This is a genomic window from Escherichia sp. TC-EC600-tetX4 (genome assembly GCF_019356055.1).
Classification (GTDB): Bacteria; Pseudomonadota; Gammaproteobacteria; order Enterobacterales; family Enterobacteriaceae.
Genome location: NZ_CP079924.1, coordinates 2,360,144 through 2,384,064 on the forward strand (window position 1 = coordinate 2,360,144; position 23,921 = coordinate 2,384,064).

Annotated in this window: 26 protein-coding genes and 1 pseudogene; 7 read left to right on the forward strand and 20 right to left on the reverse strand. The window is 50.0% G+C overall.

The features are described 5' to 3' along the window. The first annotated feature begins 153 nt into the window (after positions 1-153). Together mddA and KXD89_RS11405 are read left to right on the forward strand one after the other, a co-directional pair. Complete coding sequence (gene mddA / locus KXD89_RS11400; RefSeq protein ID WP_001310799.1) at positions 154-672, forward strand: L-methionine sulfoximine/L-methionine sulfone acetyltransferase; 519 nt, start codon at positions 154-156, stop codon at positions 670-672. Continuing rightward, positions 669-1,118, forward strand: coding sequence for a DMT family transporter (locus KXD89_RS11405; RefSeq protein WP_001076535.1), 450 nt, complete (start codon positions 669-671; stop codon positions 1,116-1,118). The genes mddA and KXD89_RS11405 overlap by 4 nt, the downstream gene beginning before the upstream one ends. On the opposite strand, the gene ydcY is transcribed toward KXD89_RS11405, so the two are convergent. Then, on the reverse strand, positions 1,119-1,352 hold the full coding sequence (ydcY, locus tag KXD89_RS11410) for a DUF2526 family protein YdcY (RefSeq protein WP_000018633.1): 234 nt from the start codon (positions 1,350-1,352) through the stop codon (positions 1,119-1,121). A gap of 85 nt (positions 1,353-1,437) precedes the next feature. After that, the gene (gene ortT / locus KXD89_RS11415) at positions 1,438-1,611 is read right to left on the reverse strand and encodes an orphan toxin OrtT (protein ID WP_000061178.1); all 174 of its coding nucleotides are present in this window, start codon (positions 1,609-1,611) and stop codon (positions 1,438-1,440) included. Between the two features lie 194 nt (positions 1,612-1,805). Here ortT and yncL point away from each other — a divergent pair, with 194 nt between their 5' ends. After that, entirely contained in the window at positions 1,806-1,901 is a 96-nt protein-coding gene (yncL, locus tag KXD89_RS11420; RefSeq protein WP_001310798.1) for a stress response membrane protein YncL, read from the forward strand. Between the two features lie 96 nt (positions 1,902-1,997). Here yncL and patD read toward each other — a convergent pair whose 3' ends face one another. The 8 genes from patD to hicA all read right to left on the reverse strand — a co-directional run bounded on the left by patD (position 1,998) and on the right by hicA (position 9,714). Continuing rightward, a complete protein-coding gene (gene patD / locus KXD89_RS11425) occupies positions 1,998-3,422 on the reverse strand; it encodes an aminobutyraldehyde dehydrogenase (RefSeq protein WP_001163872.1) in 1,425 nt (474 codons plus the stop codon). Between the two features lie 21 nt (positions 3,423-3,443). Continuing rightward, positions 3,444-4,238, reverse strand: coding sequence for an ABC transporter permease (locus tag KXD89_RS11430; protein ID WP_000555458.1), 795 nt, complete (start codon positions 4,236-4,238; stop codon positions 3,444-3,446). Beyond that, a complete protein-coding gene (locus tag KXD89_RS11435) occupies positions 4,228-5,169 on the reverse strand; it encodes an ABC transporter permease (protein ID WP_001251304.1) in 942 nt (313 codons plus the stop codon). Before KXD89_RS11435 ends, KXD89_RS11430 begins: the two co-directional genes overlap by 11 nt. Continuing rightward, a complete protein-coding gene (locus KXD89_RS11440; RefSeq protein WP_000220396.1) occupies positions 5,170-6,183 on the reverse strand; it encodes an ABC transporter ATP-binding protein in 1,014 nt (337 codons plus the stop codon). It lies immediately after the preceding gene. A 17-nt stretch (positions 6,184-6,200) separates the two neighbouring features. Beyond that, positions 6,201-7,346, reverse strand: coding sequence for a putative ABC transporter substrate-binding protein YdcS (gene ydcS, locus KXD89_RS11445; RefSeq protein WP_000047424.1), 1,146 nt, complete (start codon positions 7,344-7,346; stop codon positions 6,201-6,203). 244 nt (positions 7,347-7,590) lie between these two features. Continuing rightward, positions 7,591-8,997, reverse strand: coding sequence for a PLP-dependent aminotransferase family protein (locus KXD89_RS11450; RefSeq protein WP_000760626.1), 1,407 nt, complete (start codon positions 8,995-8,997; stop codon positions 7,591-7,593). 78 nt (positions 8,998-9,075) lie between these two features. Then, positions 9,076-9,492 carry a type II toxin-antitoxin system antitoxin HicB gene (hicB, locus tag KXD89_RS11455; RefSeq protein WP_001270286.1) on the reverse strand — a complete coding sequence of 139 codons (417 nt, stop codon included), beginning with the start codon at positions 9,490-9,492 and terminating at the stop codon, positions 9,076-9,078. 45 nt (positions 9,493-9,537) lie between these two features. Beyond that, positions 9,538-9,714, reverse strand: a complete 177-nt coding sequence (hicA, locus tag KXD89_RS11460) for a type II toxin-antitoxin system mRNA interferase toxin HicA (RefSeq protein WP_000813794.1) — start codon at positions 9,712-9,714, stop codon at positions 9,538-9,540. 221 nt (positions 9,715-9,935) lie between these two features. Between hicA and KXD89_RS11465 the strand changes: the two genes are divergently transcribed. Next, positions 9,936-10,166 carry a YncJ family protein gene (locus KXD89_RS11465; protein WP_000494244.1) on the forward strand — a complete coding sequence of 77 codons (231 nt, stop codon included), beginning with the start codon at positions 9,936-9,938 and terminating at the stop codon, positions 10,164-10,166. A 91-nt stretch (positions 10,167-10,257) separates the two neighbouring features. Here KXD89_RS11465 and rlhA read toward each other — a convergent pair whose 3' ends face one another. Both rlhA and sutR read right to left on the reverse strand, forming a co-directional pair. Continuing rightward, the gene (gene rlhA / locus KXD89_RS11470; RefSeq protein WP_001303492.1) at positions 10,258-12,219 is read right to left on the reverse strand and encodes a 23S rRNA 5-hydroxycytidine C2501 synthase; all 1,962 of its coding nucleotides are present in this window, start codon (positions 12,217-12,219) and stop codon (positions 10,258-10,260) included. A gap of 72 nt (positions 12,220-12,291) precedes the next feature. Continuing rightward, a complete protein-coding gene (gene sutR, locus KXD89_RS11475; RefSeq protein ID WP_000429155.1) occupies positions 12,292-12,828 on the reverse strand; it encodes a DNA-binding transcriptional regulator SutR in 537 nt (178 codons plus the stop codon). 91 nt (positions 12,829-12,919) lie between these two features. Here sutR and ydcO point away from each other — a divergent pair, with 91 nt between their 5' ends. Further along, positions 12,920-14,095, forward strand: coding sequence for a BenE family transporter YdcO (ydcO, locus tag KXD89_RS11480; RefSeq protein WP_001236265.1), 1,176 nt, complete (start codon positions 12,920-12,922; stop codon positions 14,093-14,095). A gap of 39 nt (positions 14,096-14,134) precedes the next feature. On the opposite strand, the gene KXD89_RS11485 is transcribed toward ydcO, so the two are convergent. Next, positions 14,135-15,343 (reverse strand): RNA-guided endonuclease TnpB family protein, encoded by a 1,209-nt coding sequence (locus KXD89_RS11485; protein WP_000826416.1) that lies wholly within the window; start codon positions 15,341-15,343, stop codon positions 14,135-14,137. Positions 15,344-15,350: 7 nt separating this feature from the next. Here KXD89_RS11485 and tnpA point away from each other — a divergent pair. Further along, positions 15,351-15,776: pseudogene (tnpA, locus tag KXD89_RS11490) on the forward strand (IS200/IS605 family transposase); the annotation flags it as partial. 98 nt (positions 15,777-15,874) lie between these two features. Here the strand turns inward: tnpA and KXD89_RS11495 are convergent. From KXD89_RS11495 to tehA, 3 genes are all read right to left on the reverse strand, one after another. After that, positions 15,875-16,543, reverse strand: a complete 669-nt coding sequence (locus KXD89_RS11495) for a DUF3313 domain-containing protein (protein ID WP_001261013.1) — start codon at positions 16,541-16,543, stop codon at positions 15,875-15,877. Positions 16,544-16,844: 301 nt separating this feature from the next. Further along, positions 16,845-17,438 carry a tellurite resistance methyltransferase TehB gene (tehB, locus tag KXD89_RS11500; RefSeq protein ID WP_000586732.1) on the reverse strand — a complete coding sequence of 198 codons (594 nt, stop codon included), beginning with the start codon at positions 17,436-17,438 and terminating at the stop codon, positions 16,845-16,847. Further along, positions 17,435-18,427: a dicarboxylate transporter/tellurite-resistance protein TehA gene (tehA, locus tag KXD89_RS11505; protein WP_001301046.1), complete on the reverse strand. Its 993-nt coding sequence runs from the start codon at positions 18,425-18,427 to the stop codon at positions 17,435-17,437. The genes tehB and tehA overlap by 4 nt, the downstream gene beginning before the upstream one ends. Positions 18,428-18,550: 123 nt before the next feature. On the opposite strand from tehA, the gene ydcK reads away from it, so the two are divergent. Further along, positions 18,551-19,531 (forward strand): YdcK family protein, encoded by a 981-nt coding sequence (gene ydcK, locus KXD89_RS11510; protein WP_001234042.1) that lies wholly within the window; start codon positions 18,551-18,553, stop codon positions 19,529-19,531. Here the strand turns inward: ydcK and rimL are convergent. The 4 genes from rimL to KXD89_RS11530 form a co-directional block, all read right to left on the reverse strand. Next, the gene (gene rimL / locus KXD89_RS11515; RefSeq protein WP_000140873.1) at positions 19,523-20,062 is read right to left on the reverse strand and encodes a 50S ribosomal protein L7/L12-serine acetyltransferase; all 540 of its coding nucleotides are present in this window, start codon (positions 20,060-20,062) and stop codon (positions 19,523-19,525) included. The two genes, ydcK and rimL, sit on opposite strands and share 9 nt — an antisense overlap. Positions 20,063-20,124: 62 nt before the next feature. Next, on the reverse strand, positions 20,125-20,349 hold the full coding sequence (locus KXD89_RS11520) for a YdcH family protein (RefSeq protein ID WP_001296778.1): 225 nt from the start codon (positions 20,347-20,349) through the stop codon (positions 20,125-20,127). Positions 20,350-20,488: 139 nt separating this feature from the next. Continuing rightward, on the reverse strand, positions 20,489-22,144 hold the full coding sequence (opgD, locus tag KXD89_RS11525; RefSeq protein ID WP_000375961.1) for a glucan biosynthesis protein OpgD: 1,656 nt from the start codon (positions 22,142-22,144) through the stop codon (positions 20,489-20,491). Positions 22,145-22,368: 224 nt separating this feature from the next. Next, positions 22,369-23,712: a VOC family protein gene (locus KXD89_RS11530; RefSeq protein WP_000013789.1), complete on the reverse strand. Its 1,344-nt coding sequence runs from the start codon at positions 23,710-23,712 to the stop codon at positions 22,369-22,371. Between the last annotated feature and the right edge of the window lie 209 nt (positions 23,713-23,921).

The following is a 23,921-nucleotide window of genomic DNA, read 5'->3' on the forward strand; positions in this document are numbered from 1 at the left end:
TCCATCAATAGTAGCAGGCTCACGGGATTGGTTTTGTTTGCAGCCGTCACATCCCCTCTGCAACACGCAATAATTTCATCGAGGAATCCGTTGCTTCGGGCTGTTTTCGATAGTATTGATAACATCATCATCATTATTTTATTGAGGCCAGACATGTCCATCCGTTTTGCCCGCAAAGCCGACTGTGCTGCCATTGCGGAAATTTATAACCACGCCGTGTTGTATACGGCGGCTATCTGGAATGACCAAACGGTGGATGCTGATAACCGCATTGCCTGGTTTGAAGCGCGGACTTTAGCAGGTTATCCAGTGCTGGTGAGCGAGGAAAACGGCGTAGTGACGGGATATGCCTCGTTTGGCGACTGGCGTAGTTTCGATGGTTTTCGCCATACCGTGGAACATTCGGTTTATGTCCATCCCGATCATCAGGGCAAAGGTCTGGGGCGTAAATTGTTAAGCCGATTGATTGATGAAGCGCGGGATTGCGGGAAGCATGTCATGGTCGCCGGGATCGAATCGCAAAATCAGGCCTCGCTGCATCTCCACCAGTCGCTGGGATTTGTCGTCACCGCGCAAATGCCGCAGGTAGGCACTAAATTTGGTCGTTGGCTGGATCTGACATTTATGCAGTTGCAACTCGACGAGCGCACTGAACCGGACGCGATTGGATGAATCAGTCGCTCACCCTTGCTTTTTTGATTGCCGCCGGAATTGGTCTGGTTGTCCAGAACACGCTGATGGTGCGCATCACCCAGACCTCCTCTACCATTCTCATCGCCATGTTGCTGAACTCACTGGTGGGGATTGTGCTCTTTGTTTCTATTTTATGGTTTAAACAAGGCATGGCGGGGTTTGGCGAACTGGTGTCCAGCGTGCGCTGGTGGACACTTATACCTGGCTTGCTGGGATCGTTTTTTGTCTTCGCCAGTATCAGCGGATATCAGAATGTGGGAGCGGCGACAACTATTGCTGTACTGGTCGCCAGTCAGCTGATTGGCGGTCTGATGCTGGATATCTTCCGCAGTCATGGCGTACCACTACGGGCGTTGTTCGGCCCAATTTGTGGCGCAATTTTACTTGTGGTTGGCGCCTGGTTGGTAGCCAGACGCTCATTTTAATCAGAGGATGGTGCCGCCTTTGGTTAACTGTTCGTGGCGCGCTTCCATATCTTCTTTATGCTTGCGACCGTGATGGGCGATCGCTGTGCGCAGACGTTGCTGCTGGGTGTAGCGATCTTCCCGACTTAACTCCGCGTCATCGCTCAGGGCGATTAATAATTCGTTCATATGGGCAATGACGCTCTCTTCAATCGCGGCATCCACGCGCGCGATGACTTCATCCAGATGCGACATACTTTCTCCTTAGCCACTTGTGAAATTTATCGATTCATCCAAATGATATAAGTCTGCGTGGTGCCGTCAAGCCAGTGAGTAAGATTTAAAACAGTGAAAACAACAGCGCCACCGGGAAACTCATCGGCCATGTTGCCCCCACCAGAAAGGCGCTTAAGAAACGGATGCGTTTCTTATCGTGAGAAAGAAACCAGGTGATAAGAAATGCGATTGCTGCCATAACCGCATAAAAAACAAGCATGTGTTGATAGAGAGACATGTACGGGCGTCCAGCCAGATGAATAAAACGCGCGCAAATATGCGTCATTTTTTGACGTGCATCAAGTTTTTTCACCAGTTTGAGAAAAAATCATCAAACAGCAACTTGCCCTTATCCATCTTCAGAATGAGTATTATTGCGGATTTTCTTAACCCGTACTATACACATAGGGGCAATGATAAAAGGTGGCAAAAATGAATGTTTCCAGTAGAACTGTAGTACTGATAAATTTCTTTGCTGCTGTTGGTTTGTTTACTCTTATCTCTATGAGATTTGGCTGGTTTATTTGATGTAGTGATTTTGCACGCAGCACGTACTGTCAGAGAAATCAGTGCTCTGACAGTACGCAAGATCATCTCATACTCTTACGATCTGCAATATTATCCTTAATGTTTAACCATGACGTGGCGGACGACGGTGTAATCCTCCAGCCCATAAAGTGACATATCCTTGCCGTAACCAGAAAGTTTCTGCCCACCGTGCGGCATTTCACTTACCAGCATGAAATGGGTATTGACCCAGGTACAACCATATTGCAGCCGTGCGCTGACGCGATGCGCCCTGCCCACATCTTTCGTCCATACCGAAGATGCAAGTCCGTACTGGCTGTCATTCGCCCAGTTCACCACCTGTTCTTCGTTGTCGAAGGGCGTAACACTCACTACTGGACCAAATACCTCTTTTTGCACGATGGCATCGTCCTGTAATGCGCCAGCCAGCAGCGTCGGCGCATAGTAATAGCCATTACCCTTGCGCTTTTCACCGCCAGTGATCACTTTGATGTGCCCTGTCGCTTTCGCCTCTTCTACTGCCTTGCCGACGCGTTCGAGATGCGCCAGCGAGCTTAAAGGTCCAAGCTCCGTAGACTCGTCATCTGGCGCACCAGATTTTAACGTTGCCACCGCAGCACCCAGTTTTTCCACCAGCGTATCGTAAATGCCTTTTTGCGCGTAGATCCGACAAGCCGCAGTACAATCCTGTCCAGCATTGTAATAGCCAAATGTACGTACACCTTCGACCACTGCTTCAATATCCGCATCATCAAAAACAATCACTGGCGCTTTGCCACCAAGTTCCATATGAGTACGCTTAATGGACGACGCGGTATGGCTGATGATGTGCTCGCCGGTGGCGATAGAGCCCGTCAGCGACACCATCCGCACTTTGGGATGACCGGTCAGCGGATCACCCACCGTTTTGCCTCTGCCAAACAGTATGTTAATCACGCCTGCCGGGAAGATATCTTTCGCCAGCTCTGCCAACTTCAACGCGGTCAGCGGGGTAATTTCTGATGGTTTAAGCACTACGCAGTTCCCTGCCGCCAGCGCCGGAGCAAGTTTCCACGCGGCCATCATCAGCGGATAATTCCACGGTGCGATAGAAGCCACGACCCCCAACGGATCGCGACGGATCATCGAAGTATGACCTTCAAGATATTCACCTGCCGCCAGACCATTCAGACAGCGCGCCGCACCCGCGAAAAAGCGAAAAACATCGACAATCGCCGGGATTTCATCATTGAACGCACTATGCAGCGGTTTGCCACAATTACGGGACTCCAGTTCGGCAAAAACCTGACCATTTTCTTCGATAACATCAGCCAGTTTCAGCAGACATTCCGCACGCACTTTCGGCGTGGTTTGCCCCCATTCGGCAAATGCTGCATCTGCCGCGCGCACAGCAGCATCGACCTGCTCTGCGGATGCCTCGGCAATTTCCAGTAAAACGTCCCCCGTTGCCGGATTATAGACAGGCTGTTTTTCCCCTTCGCCGCTAACCAGTTCTCCGTTAATCAGTAACTTATGTTGCATAGCATATTCCTGTATCAGTGGTTATTGACCATTGTCGCCTTCGCGGGTTAGCCACCAGGCCCCCAGGATCGGCAAGGTTGTTACCAACATAACCAGCAGTGCCACCACGTTAGTTACCGGTACATCACGCGGTCGCCCAAGCTGATTGAGCAACCACAACGGTAACGTTCGTTCATGACCTGCCGTAAAGGTCGTAACGATGATTTCATCGAACGACAAGGCAAACGCCAGCATTCCTCCTGCCAGTAACGCCGAACTGAGATTCGGCAACACTACGTAGCGGAAGGTTTGCCAGCCATTGGCCCCAAGATCCATTGACGCCTCAACCAGACTCCAGGAGGTGCGGCGAAAACGGGCGATGACATTGTTAAACACCACAACTACACAAAAAGTCGCATGACCGACCACGATGGTGAAAAATCCCGGCTCCAGATTGATGGTTTTAAAGGCGGTTAATAACGCCAGACCAGTGACAATGCCCGGCAGCGCAATGGGCAGCAGCAGTAACAGCGAAATGGCGTTTTTGCCGAAAAAGTCTCGTCGCCACAGCGCGGCAGCTGCCAGCGTCCCTAACACCAGCGCAATTAATGTCGCCAGCGCCGCCACTTTAAGTGACAGTGTCACGGCATCAAGAATATCACTACGCTGTGCTGCCACGCTAAACCAGCGCAGCGTCAGGCCCTGCGGTGGAAAACTAAACGCCGCATCTTCAGTGTTAAACGCATAGGCGGCGATTATCAGGATGGGAAAATGTAGGAAAACAACGCCGCCCCAGGCCGCCAGTTTGAGGAAAAACGGTGCGCGTTCAGAGTGCATCGAACGCTCCCAGACGTTTCACGAACGCCAGGTACAGTGCGATGAGAATAATCGGCACCAGGGTGAATGCCGCCGCCATCGGCATATTGCCAATCGCCCCCTGCTGGGAATAAACCATATTGCCGATAAAATATCCTGGAGGACCAACCAGCTGCGGGACGATAAAATCGCCCAGTGTGAGTGAGAAGGTAAAGATAGAGCCAGCGGCAATACCCGGGATTGCCAGCGGCAGCACCACATAGCGAAAGGTTTGTCGTGGACGTGCGCCGAGATCAGCCGACGCCTGCAACAATGACGGCGGCAAACGCTCAAGCGCCGCCTGAACGGGCAGGATCATGAACGGCAACCAGATATAGAGAAACACCAGAAAGCGCCCCAGCCCGGAAGTTGACAGCGTATTTCCGCCCACCGCAGGTAATGTAAGGAACGCAGTCAGCAGTGGTTCCAGCCCAAGATGTTGTAAAAACCACTGAGCCACGCCATCTTTTGCCAGCAATAACGTCCAGGCATAGGCTTTAACAATGTAGCTCGCCCACATCGGCAACATTACCGCAATATAAAAAAACGCTTTCATTTTCCCGCTGGTATAGCGCGCCATATACCACGCCATTGGAAAAGCCAGAATGGCGCTGGCGATAGTGACTGCCACAGCCATAGTCAGCGTGCGGAGAATGATGTCGTAATTCGCCGGATTAAACAGCGCACGGATATTCGCCAGCGTCAGTTCCGGCGTTACCGACATGGTGAAATCGTCAAAAGTATAAAATCCCTGCCATAACAGTGTCAGCAGCGAGCCGAAATAGACAATGCCAAACCACATTAGCGGGCCAAGCAGCAGTAAAAACAGCCCCAGCCCCGGATTATGCCAGAAGAAACCGGACACCTTACCCAGACCTGGACGTGAAGGTGATTGCAATACATTCATCGCCATTCACCTCTCCTCAACCAGCGGCACCATCACATCACGCGACCAGGAAACCATCACCTGTTGTCCGGGCGTGAGCGTGGCAGGCAGTTCTTCGCCTGTCATATTGGCCTGACTCACAAGCAGTTTTTCACCGCCGTTCAATTTCAGTTCAAAACGAGTTGCCGCGCCCTGATATTGCACCGCCTGGATCGTGCCATTGGCCTGCAGTTCACCAGGGGTGTTGAGGCGGATATGTTCCGGTCGCAGGGCGAAGCTTCCCGTCATGCCACAAAGTTTCTCTGCCATCAGTCCATCAAAAACATTCGATGTACCAACGAACCCGGCAACAAACGGCGTGCGCGGGCGCATATAGAGATCGCGCGGGGAATCGACCTGCTCAATGCGTCCATTATTGAAAACCGCCACACGATCGGACATCGATAACGCTTCGCCCTGATCGTGGGTAACGAAGATAAAAGTGATACCGAGAGACTGTTGCAGTTTTTTCAGTTCCAGCTGCATCTGCTCACGCAATTTGAGATCCAGTGCGCCGAGCGGTTCATCCAACAGCAATACGCGCGGTTCATTCACCAATGCTCTGGCGATAGCAACCCGCTGGCGCTGACCACCAGAAAGTTGTGACGGTTTACGTTGATGTACAAACCCCAACGCCACTTTCTCCAGCGCCTCTTGCGCCATTGCGTGCCGCTGCTTTTTATTCACGCCTTTGACCATCAGCCCATAGGCGACATTGTCAAGAATCGACATATGCGGAAATAGCGCGTAGTCCTGAAAGACAGTATTCACGTCCCGCTCCCACGGTGGCAGATTGCTGGCGGGTTTACCAAAGATAGAGATAGCCCCGCCGGAAAGCTGTTCGAAGCCAGCAATCAGGCGCAGGCAGGTGGTTTTGCCGGAGCCGGACGGCCCCAGCATAGAGAAGAACTCACCATCTTTTATCGCAATACTGACGCCATCTACTGCGCGCACGTCACCGTACAACCGCGAGACGTTGTCAAACTCCACTGCGTACGTCATAAAGCACCCCAGCGAAGTTAGCGACCGCCCATAATGGCAATGTAATCCTGCGTCCAGCGACTGTAGGGAACAAACTTGCCCCCTTCTGCTATAGGCGTTTTCCAGAAGGCGATTTTGTCGAAATAGTTAAAACCGTTGGTTTCACAACCTTTTTCGCCTAATAACGGACTGGCTTTACACCCTTCCGGCACTACCGGTAACGAGCCAAACCAGGCCGCCACATCGCCCTGCACTTTTGGCGTTAATGACCAGTTCATCCATTTGTAGGCGCAAACCGGATGTTTCGCTTCGCTATGCAGCATGGTGGTATCAGCCCAACCGGTAACACCCTCCTTCGGGAAAACGGTAGCAACAGGCTGGCCTTCGGCTTTCAGGGCGTTGGCCTGATAGGGCCAGGCACTGGAAGCAACCACACCCTCGTTTTTGAAATCGCTCATTTGCACGGTAGTGTCATGCCAGTAGCGATGGATCAAACTGTGTTGAGCGCGCAGCACTTTCAGCACCGCCTGGTACTGTTCTTCGGTGAGTTGATACGGATCGCTGATGCCCAACTGCGGCTGAGTGGCTTTAACGAACAACGCAGCGTCCGCAATATAGATAGGGCCATCATAAGCCTGAACGCGGCCTTTATTGCTCTTGCCGTCCGGCAGATTTTGCTCAACAAAAACCACTTGCCAGCTATCCGGCGGCGTCGGGAAGGTTTTAGTGTTGTACATCAGCAGGTTCGGCCCCCATTGGTAAGGTGTGCCGTAAACTTTGCCGCCAACATTAAACCAGTCGCCTTTAACCACGCGCGGATCGAGCGTTTTCCAGTTGGGAATCAATGCGGTATTAATCGGCTGCACGCGTTTACCCATAATCAAACGCAGCGAGGCATCGCCGGATGCCGTAACCAGATCGTAACCCCCTTTGGTCATCAGACTGACCATTTCATCGGAAGTCGCGGCGGTTTTCACATTCACCGCGCAGCCTGTCTCTTTTTCGAACTGCGTTACCCAGTCGTATTGTTTATCAGTTTGTCCGCGTTCGATGTATCCCGGCCAGGCGATAATATCCAGTCGCCCTTCCGGTTTATCTAAATTGGTAGGCGGTTCGGCGGCGTGAGCGGTCATTATTGTCATGCTGAGCGCACACAGGCTGCTGCGGGCAAATGTCTTGCTCATAAGGTCTTACTCCTGTCGTAATTAATTGTTCAGCCGCCGTGCCGTAAAAATATCTCCTTGTTTAACCATAGACGGCGGCTTGCAGGCACACCTTCGCCCCTGAGAAAATTTATTCAGGTTGTGAGCTACCGCGCATTATGCCGTCTGTAAGGTTATCTTCTGGAGTATAGTCAAGGAGTTAGGAAATATGACTGCTATTCGAAATTCATATTACCCAATCTAAGAGGAATTAAATTAAACGCTATTACAGCCGTTCTTGAATAAGTTTGCCTAATTGTTTTACCGCCTGTTCTTCACGCTCTCCCCACTGCCACGCGGTATTAAAACGGAAAAAACGTGACCAGTTTTCACCGGTAGAAAACATTTTACCCGGCGCAATACTGATATGATGCGTCAGTGCCGCCAGGCTTAATTCGCCGGCATCTAACGGCTCGGGGAGCTCCAACCAGAGAAAGTAACCACTGTCATTATGATGAATTTTCACTTCCGCAGGCAGATAACGCAGCAGTGCCTGCCAGGCACGTTGTTTACGTTCCGCAAGCTGGCGACGCAGGCGACGAAGATGGGCGTCGTATCGGCGCGTGGAAAGGTAATCCACCAGCGCAAGTTGCATCGGTGAGCTGGTGGAAAGCGTACTCATCAACTGCAAGCGTTGAATTTTACGTGCATGTTTTCCGGCGGCGACCCAACCAATACGAAAACCAGGCACCAGACATTTCGAAAACGAAGAGCAATGCAAAACGCCATCGTGGCGATCCCACGCTTTCGCAGGCAGCGGTTTTTCCCGTCCAAAATAAAGTTCGCTGTAAACGTCATCTTCAATCAGCGTTACGTTGTACTGATTGAGCAACGCCACCAGTTGTGCTTTTTTTTGCGGCGTTAAGGTAAATCCGAGTGGATTCTGGCTATTAGTCATCAGCCAGCACGCTTTCACCGGATACTCCTGCAACGCCAGTTCCAGCGCCTGAAGATCTATCCCTTCTTTAACATCCGTCGCCACCGATAACGCCTTCAGCCGTAGCCGCTCCAGCGCCTGCAACGCACCGTAGAAACAAGGATTCTCTACTATCACCCAATCGCCCGGTTCAGTTACCGCTTGCAAACTGAGGTTTAATGCCTCTAACGCCCCGGCAGTAATGACAATTTCATCAGGAGAAATGGTGATGCCCTGTAAGGCATAGCGACGAGCAATAGCCTGACGCAGTTCTGCGTTTCCTGGCGGTAAGTTTTCAATCACGCTCATCGCTGTGGCGGTTTTGCTTACCTGCGCCAGCGAGCGGTTTAGTTGTTGGAGGGGGAAAAGTCGCGGGTCGGGAAAGGCCGAGGCAAACGGAACGACCGACGGATCGCGACTGGCCTGCAACATATCAAAAATATAAGTGTTGATATCGACTGCTTCATCTCGAGTGACTGGAATGACTGGCGCTTTCGGCATTTTTATTGCCTGTGGCGCAACGTAATAACCCGACTGCGGTCGTGCGATAATATATCCCTGACTTTCGAGCAACTGATAGGCATGGCTGACAGTCATAAAGCTCATGCCTGAAAGCGCCACCTGGTCACGCAACGAAGGCAAACGATCGCCGGGTTGCCAGATACCCGACGCAATCTGCTCGCGTAATTGTTCTGCAAGCTGCTGGTATTTTTTCATTATCGAATCGTAATTATGTGCAGATGATTCGGCAGTCTATATCAGTTGTTAAAAATGACAACTTTTCGTTAACTGTAATTAAACCATCACCAGCGATAACTCTTTGCCAAGCGCCTTTGCCGCGAGCTGGACGGCGTCGATTTTTGTCGCATGATGCAAGTTAAATAGGCGAGTAATCTCCTGTTTAGGTTTGCCAATTCGCCTGGCTAACTCTTGCTGAGTGATTTCTGACTGTAAAAAAGCATTTAACAGCAATACCTTAGAGGCGACGCTCAAAGGTACTTCAATAAAGTGATCGTGACTATTTAATGGCGAAGGTAAAGGGATAAGCTCGTTATCTTCAAAATAAAAATCAAATGCGGTCAGTAAAGCATCTTTTGCCGCTTCCATCGCTTCAGCGACAGTTTCGCCCTGGGTCAACGCTTCAGGGATATCCACAAAAGAAACCATATAACCGCCTTCCGGCGCGGGTGTAAGAGTGACGGGATAACGCATAATTTCGACTGTCTCTCGCATGTCATTAACCTTTTTAATTGGCGATTAACTCAAACCGAGTTGTTTCAGGATTGCTTTACGCAATGGTTCTTTAATCTCATCGCAGGGGTGACGCGGCATGACACTGCGCCTCCCATGAAACCTGAGTTTCAAATGGTTGCTGCCATTCGCTACATCGACGCCCTGAGATTCGAGCCAACGTCTGAACTCGCTTTGTTTCACATCGCCTCCCTGCCGCTGAGTATATCAACAAAGTAAACATTAGTGTTTACCTCCGTGTGTAATTTGCTCGAAAATAGCACTAAATCGCCGCAACGGCAGAATGCAATGCAAAATCAGGAAGGAAGATTCCAGAATTTCTTTGCGCTAATTTGCAAAACTGAATAATAACCTCAAGAAACGATCGGCATCATAGCGGCAAAAGGTAAGAAAAAGGTGGCAGGATGTTTACGAAGGCGTTATCGGTTGTCTTATTAACGTGTGCTCTGTTTTCAGGACAACTCATGGCAGGGCACAAAGGACATGAATTTGTGTGGGTAAAGAATGTGGATCATCAGCTGCGTCATGAAGCGGACAGCGATGAATTGCGTGCTGTGGCGGAAGAGTCGGCGGAAGGTTTGCGCGAGCATTTTTACTGGCAAAAATCGCGCAAACCAGAAGCGGGACAACGTTGAGTCATTTGATGCCGGATGCGGCGTAACGCCTTACCCGGCAGGCAATATCATGCAGATTCAATAAGTTGTGAGTAACCAGAAAACTGGCGTTTTACCCTTTTCGCTTCGGCAATGTTTTCAGCAGCTCATCCGGACTTACGGATGCCACTACGCTTCCCGGTAACGGCATTTTCAGTATGTGATTTTTGATTTTGCCAATGACGTGCATCTCGCATGGGCGGCAATCAAACTTTAGCGTTAATACTTCATCGCCGTTAACCAGTTGCATTGGCGTCGCCTTCCAGCTTTTGATATTGCCTTTCGCCTGTTTCGGGCACAGATTAAAGGCAAAGCGCAGACAATGCTTGGTGATCATCACCGGGACTTCGCCCTTCTCTTCATGTGCTTCATACGCCGCGTCAATCAGCTGCACACCATAGCGATGATAAAATTCACGCGCTTTCTGGTTGTATACGTTCGCGAGGAAACTCAGATGCGTTTGCGGATAAACCGGCGCAGGATCAGCAACCGGTTTACGGCTGCCGCGCTGGTAACTGGCAAGACGCGCAGCATCCAGCATGTCAGCAGCTTCACGGCGGAACTGGTTTAACAGACTGTTTGGTACAAACAGCGCCCCCGGCAAATTAATTTGCACATCGCGGGCGTAATAGAGGGTTTGCCCCAGTTTTGCCAGACCATCCTTCAGATTGTTCATTGCTTTTTCGGCGTTATTGGCTTCGTCGAACTGCCCGTCCAGCGTATGCGTGATGCTGACACCCTCTTCACTGGTGAGGGTCAGAATCAGTTGTTCCTGCCAGCCGCCCAGTTCAATGTCTACCGCCACCCGACGTTCGCTGGAGGTTTTTGTCAGTGCCTGCTGCCAGTTATGATCAAGATTACGGTTTAGTGGGTGATGTGGACGAATTTTGTGCAAATCTGCTGGCATTTCATTGGGCCAGACGCGGTACTGATTTTCTCCGGTTTTCTCGACCGTATTGGCACGAAAACCGACGACTTCACGTTTAATCAACACGTTCAGGCCATCGCCATTTGCCAGTGGCTCGGTAACGGCAACATCGAGATGATCTTTCGCCACTTTCACTACTTCGCCTACCGGCAGGCCGATAAATTTCGGCGAATCGAACGCGCCAATATCGCCTTTACGGGCATTCACAAAATAATCTGTGCTACCACGGTGGAAAGTCTTTTCCGTCGATGGAACAAAGAAATGTTCAGTACGACCTGATGAAGCGCGCGCCAGATCGCCACGTTCTTCAATAATGGCATCAAGCATCTGGCGATAATGGGCGGTGATATTCTTCACGTAGCTCATATCTTTGTAACGCCCTTCAATCTTGAAGGAGCGTACACCAGCATCAATCAGCGCGCCGAGGTTGGCAGTCTGATCGTTATCTTTCATCGACAGCAGATGTTTTTCATAGGAAACCACCCGCCCCTGATCGTCTTTCAATGTGTATGGCAAACGGCACGCCTGCGAGCAATCGCCACGGTTGGCGCTACGCCCTGTTTGCGCATGAGAAATGTAGCACTGACCCGAATAGGCCACGCACAGTGCCCCATGAATAAAGAATTCAATGGTCGCGTCCGTAGCCTGGTGAATCGCGCGGATCTGATCAAGATTCAGCTCTCGCGCCAGCACAATCTGCGTGAAGCCAACATCAGAGAGGAACTTCGCTTTTTCAACTGTACGAATGTCGCACTGCGTACTGGCGTGCAGTTCAATCGGCGGAATATCAAGTTCCAGAATCCCCATATCCTGAACAATCAGCGCATCGACACCGGTCTGGTAGAGGTCAGTAATCAGCCGTTGCGCGGGTTCCAGCTCATCATCATGCAAAATGGTGTTAAGCGTGACGAAAATTTTTGCACCATAACGATGGGCAAACGGCACCAGCTCGGCAATATCTTTCAAGCTATTACTGGCATTATGACGGGCACCAAAACCAGGGCCGCCGATATAAACAGCATCGGCACCGTGCAAAATAGCTTCGCGGGCAATGGCGGCATCGCGTGCCGGGCTTAACAGTTCAAGTCGATGAGAAGATACGGTCACATTCTTATCCAGTAGCTGAAAAATGGCGGCTATTTTAGCCACAAGCGCGACGTTGCGAAATAGTTTTCCCGCTTAACTGCGCGGGTAATGGATGAGGGAATGAAAATGTACGGTTTGCTCCCCACCATTACGATAGATATGCGTGACGTCTGCAGCAAATCGAACGCCTTCCCCACAATTAAGGGTCTGCCATTCCCCATCAACGCACAGATCAAGTTGTCCATCAATGACGACGACATGTTCGATTACCCCCTTCTCATGGGGCGTCGATTCGCTTATTGCACCAGATGCCATCTGAATCGAGAAGTGTTCAAAGCAGAGTTGTGGATCATAAGGAAACAGCGAAGTGATCACCATCGCCTGCTGTTGTGGATCATAAACTGAAGGCGTAGCGGACTGCGGCGGAGAAATAAATGTTGAAAATGGTACGTTCAACCCGGTGGCAATTTTCCATAATGTCGCGACCGTCGGACTGGACTCATTACGCTCAATCTGCCCTAACATTGCTTTAGAAACGCCCGTCGCTTCTGCCAGTCGCGAAAGACTCCAGCCGCGCTGCTGGCGTAGTTGTTTAAGTGTGGTGGATAAAAAGCGAGCGAGATTTTCCATGCGACTCCTCCGGCAAAACGGAAGTTTATCACTTGTGCGTTATAACGGACAAATGCTACGGTGCCTGTACGCTATAACGCACGAGGTGACTATGCGTCTGTTTTCTATTCCTCCACCCACGCTACTGGCGGGGTTTCTGGCGGTATTAATTGGCTACGCCAGTTCAGCGGCAATAATCTGGCAAGCAGCGATTGTCGCCGGAGCCACCACTGCACAAATCTCTGGCTGGATGACGGCGCTGGGGCTGGCAATGGGCGTCAGTACGCTGACTCTGACATTATGGTATCGCGTACCTGTTCTCACCGCATGGTCAACGCCTGGCGCGGCTTTGTTGGTCACCGGATTGCAGGGACTAACACTTAACGAAGCCATCGGCGTTTTTATTGTCACCAACGCGCTAATAGTCCTCTGCGGCATAACGGGACTCTTTGCTCGTCTGATGCGCATTATTCCGCACTCGCTTGCGGCGGCAATGCTTGCCGGGATTTTATTACGCTTTGGTTTACAGGCGTTTGCCAGTCTGGACGGTCAATTTACGTTGTGTGGAAGTATGTTGCTGGTATGGCTGGCAACCAAGGCCGTTGCGCCGCGCTATGCGGTAATTGCCGCGATGATTATTGGGATCGTGATCGTCATCGCGCAAGGTGACGTTGTCACAACTGATGTTGTCTTTAAACCCGTTCTCCCCACTTATATTACCCCTGATTTTTCGTTTGCTCACAGCCTGAGCGTTGCACTCCCCCTTTTTCTGGTGACGATGGCATCGCAAAACGCACCGGGTATCGCAGCAATGAAAGCAGCTGGATATTCGGCTCCTGTTTCGCCATTAATTGTATTTACTGGATTGCTGGCACTGGTTTTTTCCCCTTTCGGCGTTTATTCCGTCGGTATTGCGGCAATCACCGCGGCTATTTGCCAAAGCCCGGAAGCGCATCCGGATAAAGATCAACGTTGGCTGGCCGCTGCCGTTGCAGGCATTTTCTATTTGCTCGCAGGTCTGTTTGGTAGTGCCATTACCGGGATGATGGCTGCCCTGCCCGTAAGTTGGATCCAGATGCTGGCAGGTCTGGCGCTGTTAAGTACCATCGGCGGCAGTTTGTATCAGGCGCTGCATAATGAGCGTGAGCGAGACGCGGCGGTGGTGGCATTTCTGGTAACGGCAAGTGGATTGACGCTGGTCGGGATTGGTTCTGCGTTTTGGGGATTAATTGCCGGAGGCGTTTGTTACGTGGTGTTGAATTTAATCGCTGACAGAAACCGATATTGACATCCTCCACGCCCTGAAGGACGTGGATCCCTGCTACGTTCAGGCTGTCGCCTGAATCATTTCGGTGGGTTCCTGCTTCAACGGGCGGCCTGACTGCACCATCTCTCCACAGGCAAGAACGGCGTGCCCCGCCGCTAAAATGTTGCGAGCGCCATTTACATCGGCGTTCGCTGTATATCCACATACCTGGCATCTGAATTTACTTTGTGACAGGCGGTTCTCTTTCGCTGTATGACCACAGTACGCGCAACGCTGGCTTGTATACGCTGGCGGAACAGCAAGCACCTGACCGCCACGCCAGAGCTGCTTATACGCAAGCTGGCGGCGCATTTCATACCAGCCCTGATCCAGTATCGAACGGTTTAAACCTGATTTTGCCCGGACATTGCGCCCCGGCTGGCTGACCGTACCCGCTGCTGACTTTGACATGTTGCTGACCTTCAAATCCTCAATGACTATCATTGCGTGGTTTTTGCTGACGGCCGTTGTGACTTTGTGAAGGTAGTCCCTGCGGATATTTGCGATACAGGAATGCAGTCGCTGTATTTTGCGTTTCTGCTTTTGCCAGTTGTTGCTGAATTTGACCTTGCGGCTTAACTGTCGCTGAAGTCTCGCCAGCTTCTTCTGGTTTTTCTGAAAACTGTTTACAGGCTCAAAGACTGTGCCATCTGACAGCGTGGCGAGTTTAGCCACGCCAGCATCCAGCCCGACCATTGATGCTGAAGGGTGAACCGGAGTTGATACTTCACTTTCTGTCTGAATACTGATGTACCACTTACCGCAGGACTGGCTGACAGTGACATTTTTCACAACACCCGTGACCTGACGGCTGTTCCGGTAGCGCATCCAGCCCAGTTTCGGCAGAAAAATACGGCTGTTTTCCTGATCGAGCTTAACGCCCTGCGGGTAGCGGAATGCATCATTCTGTCCCCGCTTTTTGAATCGGGGAAAAGCAGCCCGCTTCCGGAAGAAGTTTTTGTAAGCCCGCTCAAGGTCTTTCAGTGACTGTTGCAATGGCTGTGAGGGAGAATCTTTAAGCCATTGCGTTTCAGTGGCATTTTTCCACTCAACCAGCCAGGAAGCCATTTTCCCGTAAGGGATGTATTTATTACCGGCCTCATGATTCTCATTCTGACGTGCCAGAGCACGATTGAAAACGAAACGACATGCGCCTGCGAAGCGCCTCATTTCACACTCCTGTTGACCACCGGGTCTTAACTGGAATTTAAATGCCTGTAATCGTTTCACAGGTCAAATGATACTTTGGTCTGTGAAAAAAGAAACCGATATCCGGCGTGGAAGGCATTGTGTTTTCCTGATGCATGTTCACCTGCTCTTTGTCACCAGATACCGACGCCAGATTTTTGACCATGACGCGACAGAAAAACTACGCACTTACTTTTCAAATGTATGTGCTGATTTTGAAGCTGAACTGGTTGAAATGGATGGCGAACCAGATCACGTCCATTTGTTAATTAACTATCCTCCCAAACTGGCGATATCCAGTCTGGTAAACAGCCTCAAAGGCGTATCGGGTAGGTGACTGCGACGAGATCGACCAGATATTGCATTCAGGTATTACTACAAAGGCGTTTTGTGGAGTCCTGGCTATTTTGCCAGTAGCTGCGGAGGTGCGCCAATATCCGTCATCCGCCAATACATTGAACAACAGCAAACACCTGGTCAGGTGGAAAACCGCGCCTTATATCCCCGCCCTGAAGGATGGGGTTTTACGGCGCACCGGATAAAAAGCGCCATCTAACGATGGCGCGTCTGGAACTACTTTTTGTTAACGTCAAACATGGTGGCATCGGTCGCCATGTCATCAATAACTTGTTTAATATTTTCGAAAGCCATTGGCGTACTTTCGTTATTCAGGTCTTTACCTTCGCCCTGACGAACGACTTTGATAACCGGTTTATTAGTCGCTGCATCAATCAGCTCACCTTCAAAATAGAGGCGAGTATCCATGGTACGGTGGCCTGTAGCCATTTGCGTCCCCGCAACCACTAATGCAACAGGAACCACTTCATAGAATTGCAGCCCTTCTTTGCTGGTATCTACACCGGTAATGGCCCCACGGAAAATCAGACTACGCGGCCCAGCGGTGGTAACCAGTGGTTTACGCTGCGCTATCGCTTCTTTCATTTCGGTGTTGGTATAGTTCAAAATTTTATCCAGAACTTTCTGCCCTACCTGGGTCGACGGTTTCGGTACCGGATAATAAGTGATTGGGTTCCAGACGATGCTGTCATATTTGCTTTGATCAAAACTCGGGTCTACCCAACGTAAAACAGGTTTACCTGTAGCCGAGGTTGTTTCTTTTAAATCAGAGTAATTGTTTAAAAAACCAGAATATTTATCTGGCTGGGTGATTTTAGATGCACAACCAGACAGAGCCAATAAGCCGCATAAAGCTGCAACTTTCGCAAATGATGTGGTACGCATGAATAGTTTCCTGAGATGATTATATTACTTTCTAAGTTATAGCAAAAAGCGCCGCTTCGTGTTGTGGCAAAAAAAGTGTTGGTGAAAATAAATTTTTCAGCCCCTTTTCAGACGACATAGTCAATGCCGAAAAAGGGGCTAAGTCAATCATCAGTACTTAAATTTCAGTAAGTTAAGCTGCTAAAAACTTCGACTACTGTGATTAATTTCACATCCCTTCGATAAAAAATATGCTTACCGAAAAGAAGAACAGTAAATCATCTCAGCGTGGGGAATTTTCACGCGTTTTGTGCTTACCGGGTCATTTTTTACGTGCCAGCATCGTGGCGAAACGCAGTTTAATACGATTACCGTTGGCGTCGGTGCGGTGCAGCTCGCCGACGTCTTCATTGTATTTCACCCTCTCCCAGCCTTCGTAATATCGACGTAATTCTCCCTCTTTGAAGGCAAACGGGAAGCCGACGGTACATGGATAATCAGCGGTATCCATCGCCGCCACAATCAGGTTGTAACCACCAGGTTTAGTGCAACGTTGCATATTGGCAATCAACCCGGGGATGGTTTTAGCCTCAAGGAACATCAGCACCACAGTCGAAAGAATAAAATCGTACTGTCTATCAAATGTGAGGTTATTCAGATCAACGACTCGGGTGTGTAAATTATCCAGATTTTCAATGGATTTAATGCGCTCGACGTTGGCGATACTCATGGCATTTTTATCCCATGCGTCAACATCATAACCATTGGCTGCCAGGTAAAGACTGTTACGACCATTGCCACAGCCCAGATCCAGCGTTTTACCCGGTTTAACCACTTTCACCGCTTCCAGTACTTCAGAGTGTGTGCGGGTTAATTCATATTTATCAGTAAAATAGTTTTCGTCACGAATGATCATTCTTTGTCCTCTGCTTTCATTAAAACGGCGCGCTCGGTTCTGACTAACAATTTTCCCTGCATCAGAAGCGCAAAAGTACGGATGAGCAGTATTGCAATAATAAAATTGGTAAAGATAAACAGCGGCACCGCCAGCGTATGGAAAAATCCATTATCGCTGCCACTCCCCAGATGCAAACCGGTGGTTGCCAGTGCAGATACGCCGAACGAGAAACTCCAGAATGAAGCATTAAATGGCTGGGAGAGATACCATGGCATCAGACGTAGCATAAACAGCAGTTGCAGCAGTCCATAACCGAAAAGCATTTTCGCCAGCGTGTCACCCTCGCCGCCGTTGACGCTCAGCCAGGCACTACAAGCCACCAGCGCAGGAGCGAGCTGAATGCCGAGTGATGTCCGCAGTGCCGTGGGTAATTCTCCCGAACTGCGCAGACGCTGCAAGATCACCGGTTCAAGGCTTAGCCATGAGAAAACGCCTGCGCCTAAAAACACCAGACCGGCGTCGGTGTAGCCCAACGCACCACAGGCCATTGCGCTGATAAAGTTGTTGGCAACTGTCGGCAGATACAGTCCAGGCGTGGTAGCTTCTTCAGGGTGAGATCCGCGCCATAATCCCGCAGTTTGCCAGGCGGCATAAGCCAACTGAACCACGACACCAAAACTGAACAGGCACACCGCCAGTGGGCGAAACCACGGAACAAAACCAATCGCCACCAGCATCGTCGTTGCCGGAAACAAACTCACAAAACTGCTCAGCACTGGATGGCGAACTTCCGCCAGCACGCTATGCGGAAAGCGTATGAGTCGGGCAATAAATGCGCTAGTCAATAATCCCCAGATGATCATCGCCAGAATCACCAGCCCATCCCCTAACCAGTGGCTGACCTGCCAAACCTGGCTGGCATAGCGCCAGGCAAATCCCATCCCTATCGTCCCCAACACAATACCAAAGTAGCCTGCCGGCAAATTGAGCACTTTATCGCTCTGCATCTTCTTACTCATTTTGTTTAATTTATAAAGTATATTTGAAATGCATTTTATGGAATTTTCTCGAGCATAGCCAGAGCCGCAGAATTTGCTACGGTTATAGTAAGTCACCTGTGGGAAAACGCTATGCGCAAATATCGTCTAAGTGAAGAACAGCGAGCCTTTAGTTATCAGGAAGATGGCACTAAAAAAAATGTGTTATTACGGCAGATTATCGCCATTAGCGATTTTAACGATGTGATAGCAGGAACCGCTGGCGGCTGGATCGATCGCGAAACGGTGTTAGCACAAGAAGGAAATTGCTGGATTTACGACCAGAATGCTATTGCGTTCGGCGGAGCGGTGATTTCCGGTAATACGCGTATCACCGGCACCAGCGTGCTGTGGGGAGAGGTTTACGCAACGGATAACGTCTGGATCGATAATAGTGAAATCAGCCAGGGTGCATATATAAGTGACAGCGTCACCATTCATGACTCATTAGTTTACGGGCAATGTAGAATATTTGGTCACGCCTTAATTGATCAACATTCTATGATCGTCGCCGCACAAGGCTTAACGCCCGACCATCAACTCCTGCTCCAAATTTATGATCGCGCAAGGGTTAGCGCCTCGCGTATTGTCCACCAGGCACAAATTTATGGCGATGCCGTCGTCCGGTATGCTTTTATTGAACATCGCGCCGAAGTTTTTGATTTTGCCAGTATTGAAGGTAATGAAGAGAACAATGTCTGGCTATGCGATTGCGCTAAAGTCTACGGTCACGCGCAGGTGAAAGCTGGCATAGAAGAAGATGCCATTCCGACGATTCATTACAGTTCGCAGGTGGCGGAATATGCCATTGTGGAAGGTAATTGTGTGTTAAAACATCATGTCTTGGTTGGCGGAAATGCCGTGGTACGTGGCGGACCGATTCTGCTCGACGAGCACGTTGTCATACAAGGTGAGAGCCGTATTACAGGTGCGGTGATAATTGAAAACCATGTGGAGTTAACCGACCACGCCGTCGTTGAAGCCTTTGATGGCGACACGGTTCATGTCCGTGGTCCAAAAGTCATTAACGGCGAGGAGCGCATTACGCGAACGCCGCTGGCAGGGTTATTGTGAATCGATAATACGCGCGTATAAGTTCACATCATCATAGGCATCATTCAGGAACTCAGCCTGTTTCAGGCAACCTTCAAGGATAAAACCATTGCGCAAAGCGACCTGGTTGCTTTGCGGATTGTCCACCCGACATTTGATCACGAAGCGTCTAAGTTCACCAGACTGGGCGTAATGATGAATCAATGCCTGCAGCGCCTGAGAAATGATCCCCTGCCCCTGATGAGATTCGTCCAGCCAGTAGCCTATTTCAGCGGTTTTATTCAGTGGTTCAATACGATTAAACGAGATAACGCCGATAAGTTCATCTTCTTTGAAAATCATGAACATTTTGGCATAGCCGCGTTGATGCAACATCACATTACCCTGCACCGTTTTTCGCGTGTCCTCTTCACTTTGAACAAACTGCGGCCAGTTTAGCGACTGCTGTAACCAGGTTTTATTTTTACAGATTAACTGATAAAGAGGTTTGACGTGATTTTCTGCAACAGCATGTAATTCAAGTGATTCGCTTACTTTTATCGTTTCAGTCATCTTATCTCCAGTCAATCCATGCAGTTGTTAAAAAAGCCGCCTGGCTGGCGGCTTAGGAAAGTTTACACCTCTTTGACGCTCTCCTGCTGCAGGATTTTGAGCATCTCATCTTTTAACTGTAGCTTTTGTTTTTTCATGCGGACCACTTCCGCATTGTACCCTCGACCGTCGGAACCTTCCTTTCTGGCAATTTCATGATCAAGTTTATTGTGTTTATCGAACAAGGACATAAAGCGAGGATTTTCGTTTTTCAGACGGGATATTAAATCTCGGTATTCTGGAAACATACGCACTCCCTGTTAGTGGCTGACAAGGTGTATCTGAAATACACACCATCAGATTACTCATTTAACTTAGGGAAAAATGCGAGCGGGATCGTGTTTAACCAGACGGCACCTCCCGAAGAAGGTGCCGAAGAAAAAACGATTAACTCATCACGCGGTCGTCAACATACTGACGTTTATCCGGCGCTGGCGGGAAATACTGATACAGCCATGTTTCACTGATAGCGTCCCCCTGACAACGTAGATACATCCGCATATCGACCGGATCAGTGGAGTCCGAAGTCGGATACCAGTCAAACTGAATACGATAACCATCGATGGGTTCAATATAGAGAATTTCGATTTGCTTCGCTTCCCCACTGGAAAGCGTAATCACCGGCTCAATGCCTTTTGGCGCGGCAGCTTTCAGATCACCACCAACGAAATCGACGGCAAAACGACGCGCCCATTTTTCGGGATAGTGTTCACCTGGCGCCCAACCTTCCGAGAAACCGCCCATGCCGGTACGCGTCGCCATAACGCGCGCTAATGGGCAATGAACAGGCGGTTGCGCACTCCAGTACAGACGATACTGGAATGCAAACTCATCACCTGCTTTTACAGCTTTTTCTGGCTGCCAGAAGCAGACAATGTTATCCAGCGTTTCGCCCGTTGTTGGGATTTCCATCAGGCCGATGGTGCCCTTACCCCACTTGTTACGCGGTTCCACCCACAGACTTGGGCGTTTGTTATACCAGCCCATAATGTCCTGATAATGGGAGAAGTCACGATCCAGTTGCAATAAACCAAACCCTTTCGGGTTGTTGTCGGTGTAAGCATTGAACTGCAATTTTTGCGGATTATTCAGCGGACGGCAAATCCACTCGCCGTTGCCCCGCCACATGGACAGACGATCAGAGTCATGAATTTGCGGATGAATTGTATCGCACATCCGACGTTCATTAGTACCGCAGCTGAACATACTGGTCATCGGCGCAATGCCCAGCTGTTTAATGTCTTTGCGCGCATACAGGTGATTTTCCACATCCATAATCACCTGACTTTTCTCACAATGGATAGTGAACTTATAGGCACCAGTAATGCTGGCGCTATCGAGCAACGCATAAACGGTAAAGGTAGTTGCCCCCGGTTTTACCGTATCAAACCAGAAGGCGGTAAAGTCGGGGAACTCTTCTTTACTGTCGGTGTAAGTGTCGATCGCCAGGCCGCGGGCCGACAAACCGTATTGATATGTATCATCAACGGCGCGGAAATAACTCGCGCCGAGAAATGATACTACATCACGGCGCGCCAGTTCGGGGGCTTTAAACACGCGAAAACCGGCAAAGCCGAGATCGCTTTGCCCTTCTAATTGTTTTGTATCAACACCTGCATCGTTGTATTTGAACAACTCCGGGCGAAAGTGAATTTCACGCGCCAGATGTGTTGCTGGATCTACAGAAAACATACGAACGCGGCGACGGAATCCCATTCCCATATGGAAGAACTGAGCGTCCAGTTGACGGTTCTCAACGTTATGCCAGAGCGATTTTTCGGCGTCGTATTGAATACTGTTATAAGCCTGCGGCGTCATTGTCGCCAGCGTGTCAGGTAACGGACGAGGCGCACCACGCCACGCTGTTTGCGCTAAGTCGTGCGCCATTGACTGTAGAATGGAGAAGTCAAAACGCTGGGTTTGCCCGTCGGCAATATCAGAATCTGCCGCGAATGCCGCCTGAGAAAAAAGAGAAGCAATGCCGCTGGTACCGCACACGGCGGCCATAGCCATTGAACCTTTAATAAATCGTCTACGATCCATACCTGAAAGTGAGTCCTTCTGGTGTTGTGAATGGTCCCGCGCTGGTCGTTTTCAGCGGCAAGAAAGTGCTTATTTATGACCGCTCACTCTAGACAATATTTATTAATAATCCAATTGTTGAACTGAGAGAATATGCATAAATCGGCATTTTTTTTATGTCGATGGGATGAGCCTGATTCGTTTGTAAAATCAGGCAAATTTTTGCAAAGGCGGATGGTCAGATTTTAAAGCAAACCACAGCGACGTTTACTGCGTTCTTCCGCTTCCTGGTAAAGCTGGAACTCATCCAAAACCGGACAACCCAACGCCTGCTCAAATGCTTCGCGACTGGCATTACCGTGACTGCGTGTCTGCGTTTCATTACCCAGATTTGACTGGAAGATCCCCGCCGCGCTAACGGGCAAGAAATCTTCATAGGTGATGGGTTGCGCCACTACCCAACCACGTTCAATTAAGGGCTGTGGATCGTCTCCAGGATGAATCGCCTGACGATGCGCCTCACCCGAAGGCGTCAGACGGTACCGGAACCATGCCAACCCTTGCTGACGCATTAAAAACTCACTGTCAGGAAAAGTGCGGAAGGTTTCCTGTAAATGCATTTGGTGAGTGAGATTATCCTGCCCGGTTCCAGCGTTACGCAGAAGATCATCATACAGTTGTCGCCCTTTCGGCGTTAATGCCACGCCACGCTGCTCAATTTCACCAAAGCGCGCGGTATGCGTGCCCTGTTTCTGCCCCGCAAACAACACCGTCTCTTCCAGTGCTTTAAAGCTGGTCTGGCGTAGTAAAATCGGTACCTCGCGGCGCGGCGGCCCCTCGATGAGAATTTTGGGTTCAATTCCGCATTCAGGCATCATCGACTGCACCCGGTCAATATCCAGCGTACGTGGCGTCAGGTGGTTGATATGGCATCCAGGAAAACAGACCACATCAGCAATCAACCGATGTTCGTTGTGCAATGCGCGATAGGTTTCTTCATCTACCGTTGCTGACTGGTGCCAGCGAAACGTTTCCAGGGCTTCCTGCACAAACTCCTGTGCCTGTGTTTCGTTAAAACCGCCCTGCTGCTCATATTCCTCTAACAGTTGTCGACAACGTGGGGTGAAGATATCGCGCTGACGCAGAATCTCCGCCGCTTTCTGGCGCAAAATTTCGTTCTCGATAAGCTCAAGGCGGAGTAAGGAGGTAAAAACGCGGAAGGGATTACGCGCCAGAGAAGCATCATCAATGGGCCGAAATGCTGTCGAATGTACCGGCACCCCTGCCTGCGAGAGATCGTAATAGCTCACCGGGTACATCCCCATAATGGCAAACATCCGCCGAAGAGTAGCAAGCTCTTGTGCAGTCCCAACGCGAATCGCCCCATGACGTTCAACATTCAGTCGCGCCAGCTCGTCTGCATTTACCATTTTTTCGTGCAGTTGAGGATTGTTTTCCAGCACAGCCAGATTCACATCAGCTACCAGTTCCAGCAGCGTGCCATATTGCGGAACTTCTTGCTGGTACATGGCTGACATTGCCTGCGAAAACTGTTCCCGAATCTCATCCGCCGTGATGCTGTTCGCCATAGTGTCTGCCTCCAGTGGTCAGTAATCTGGAGTGTAGGTAACCGCATTCACTCTTGCGGGAAGAATTTACAAACTGTGATCTCGCCGCGAAAACATCAATATTATCCATTTTGCTGTAACATAATTGCTTTAATTGTTAATAATATTTTGCAATCAAGTTATCATAATCAAACAACTTCACTTGTCAGCGACACCGCTTCGTTTTTAAC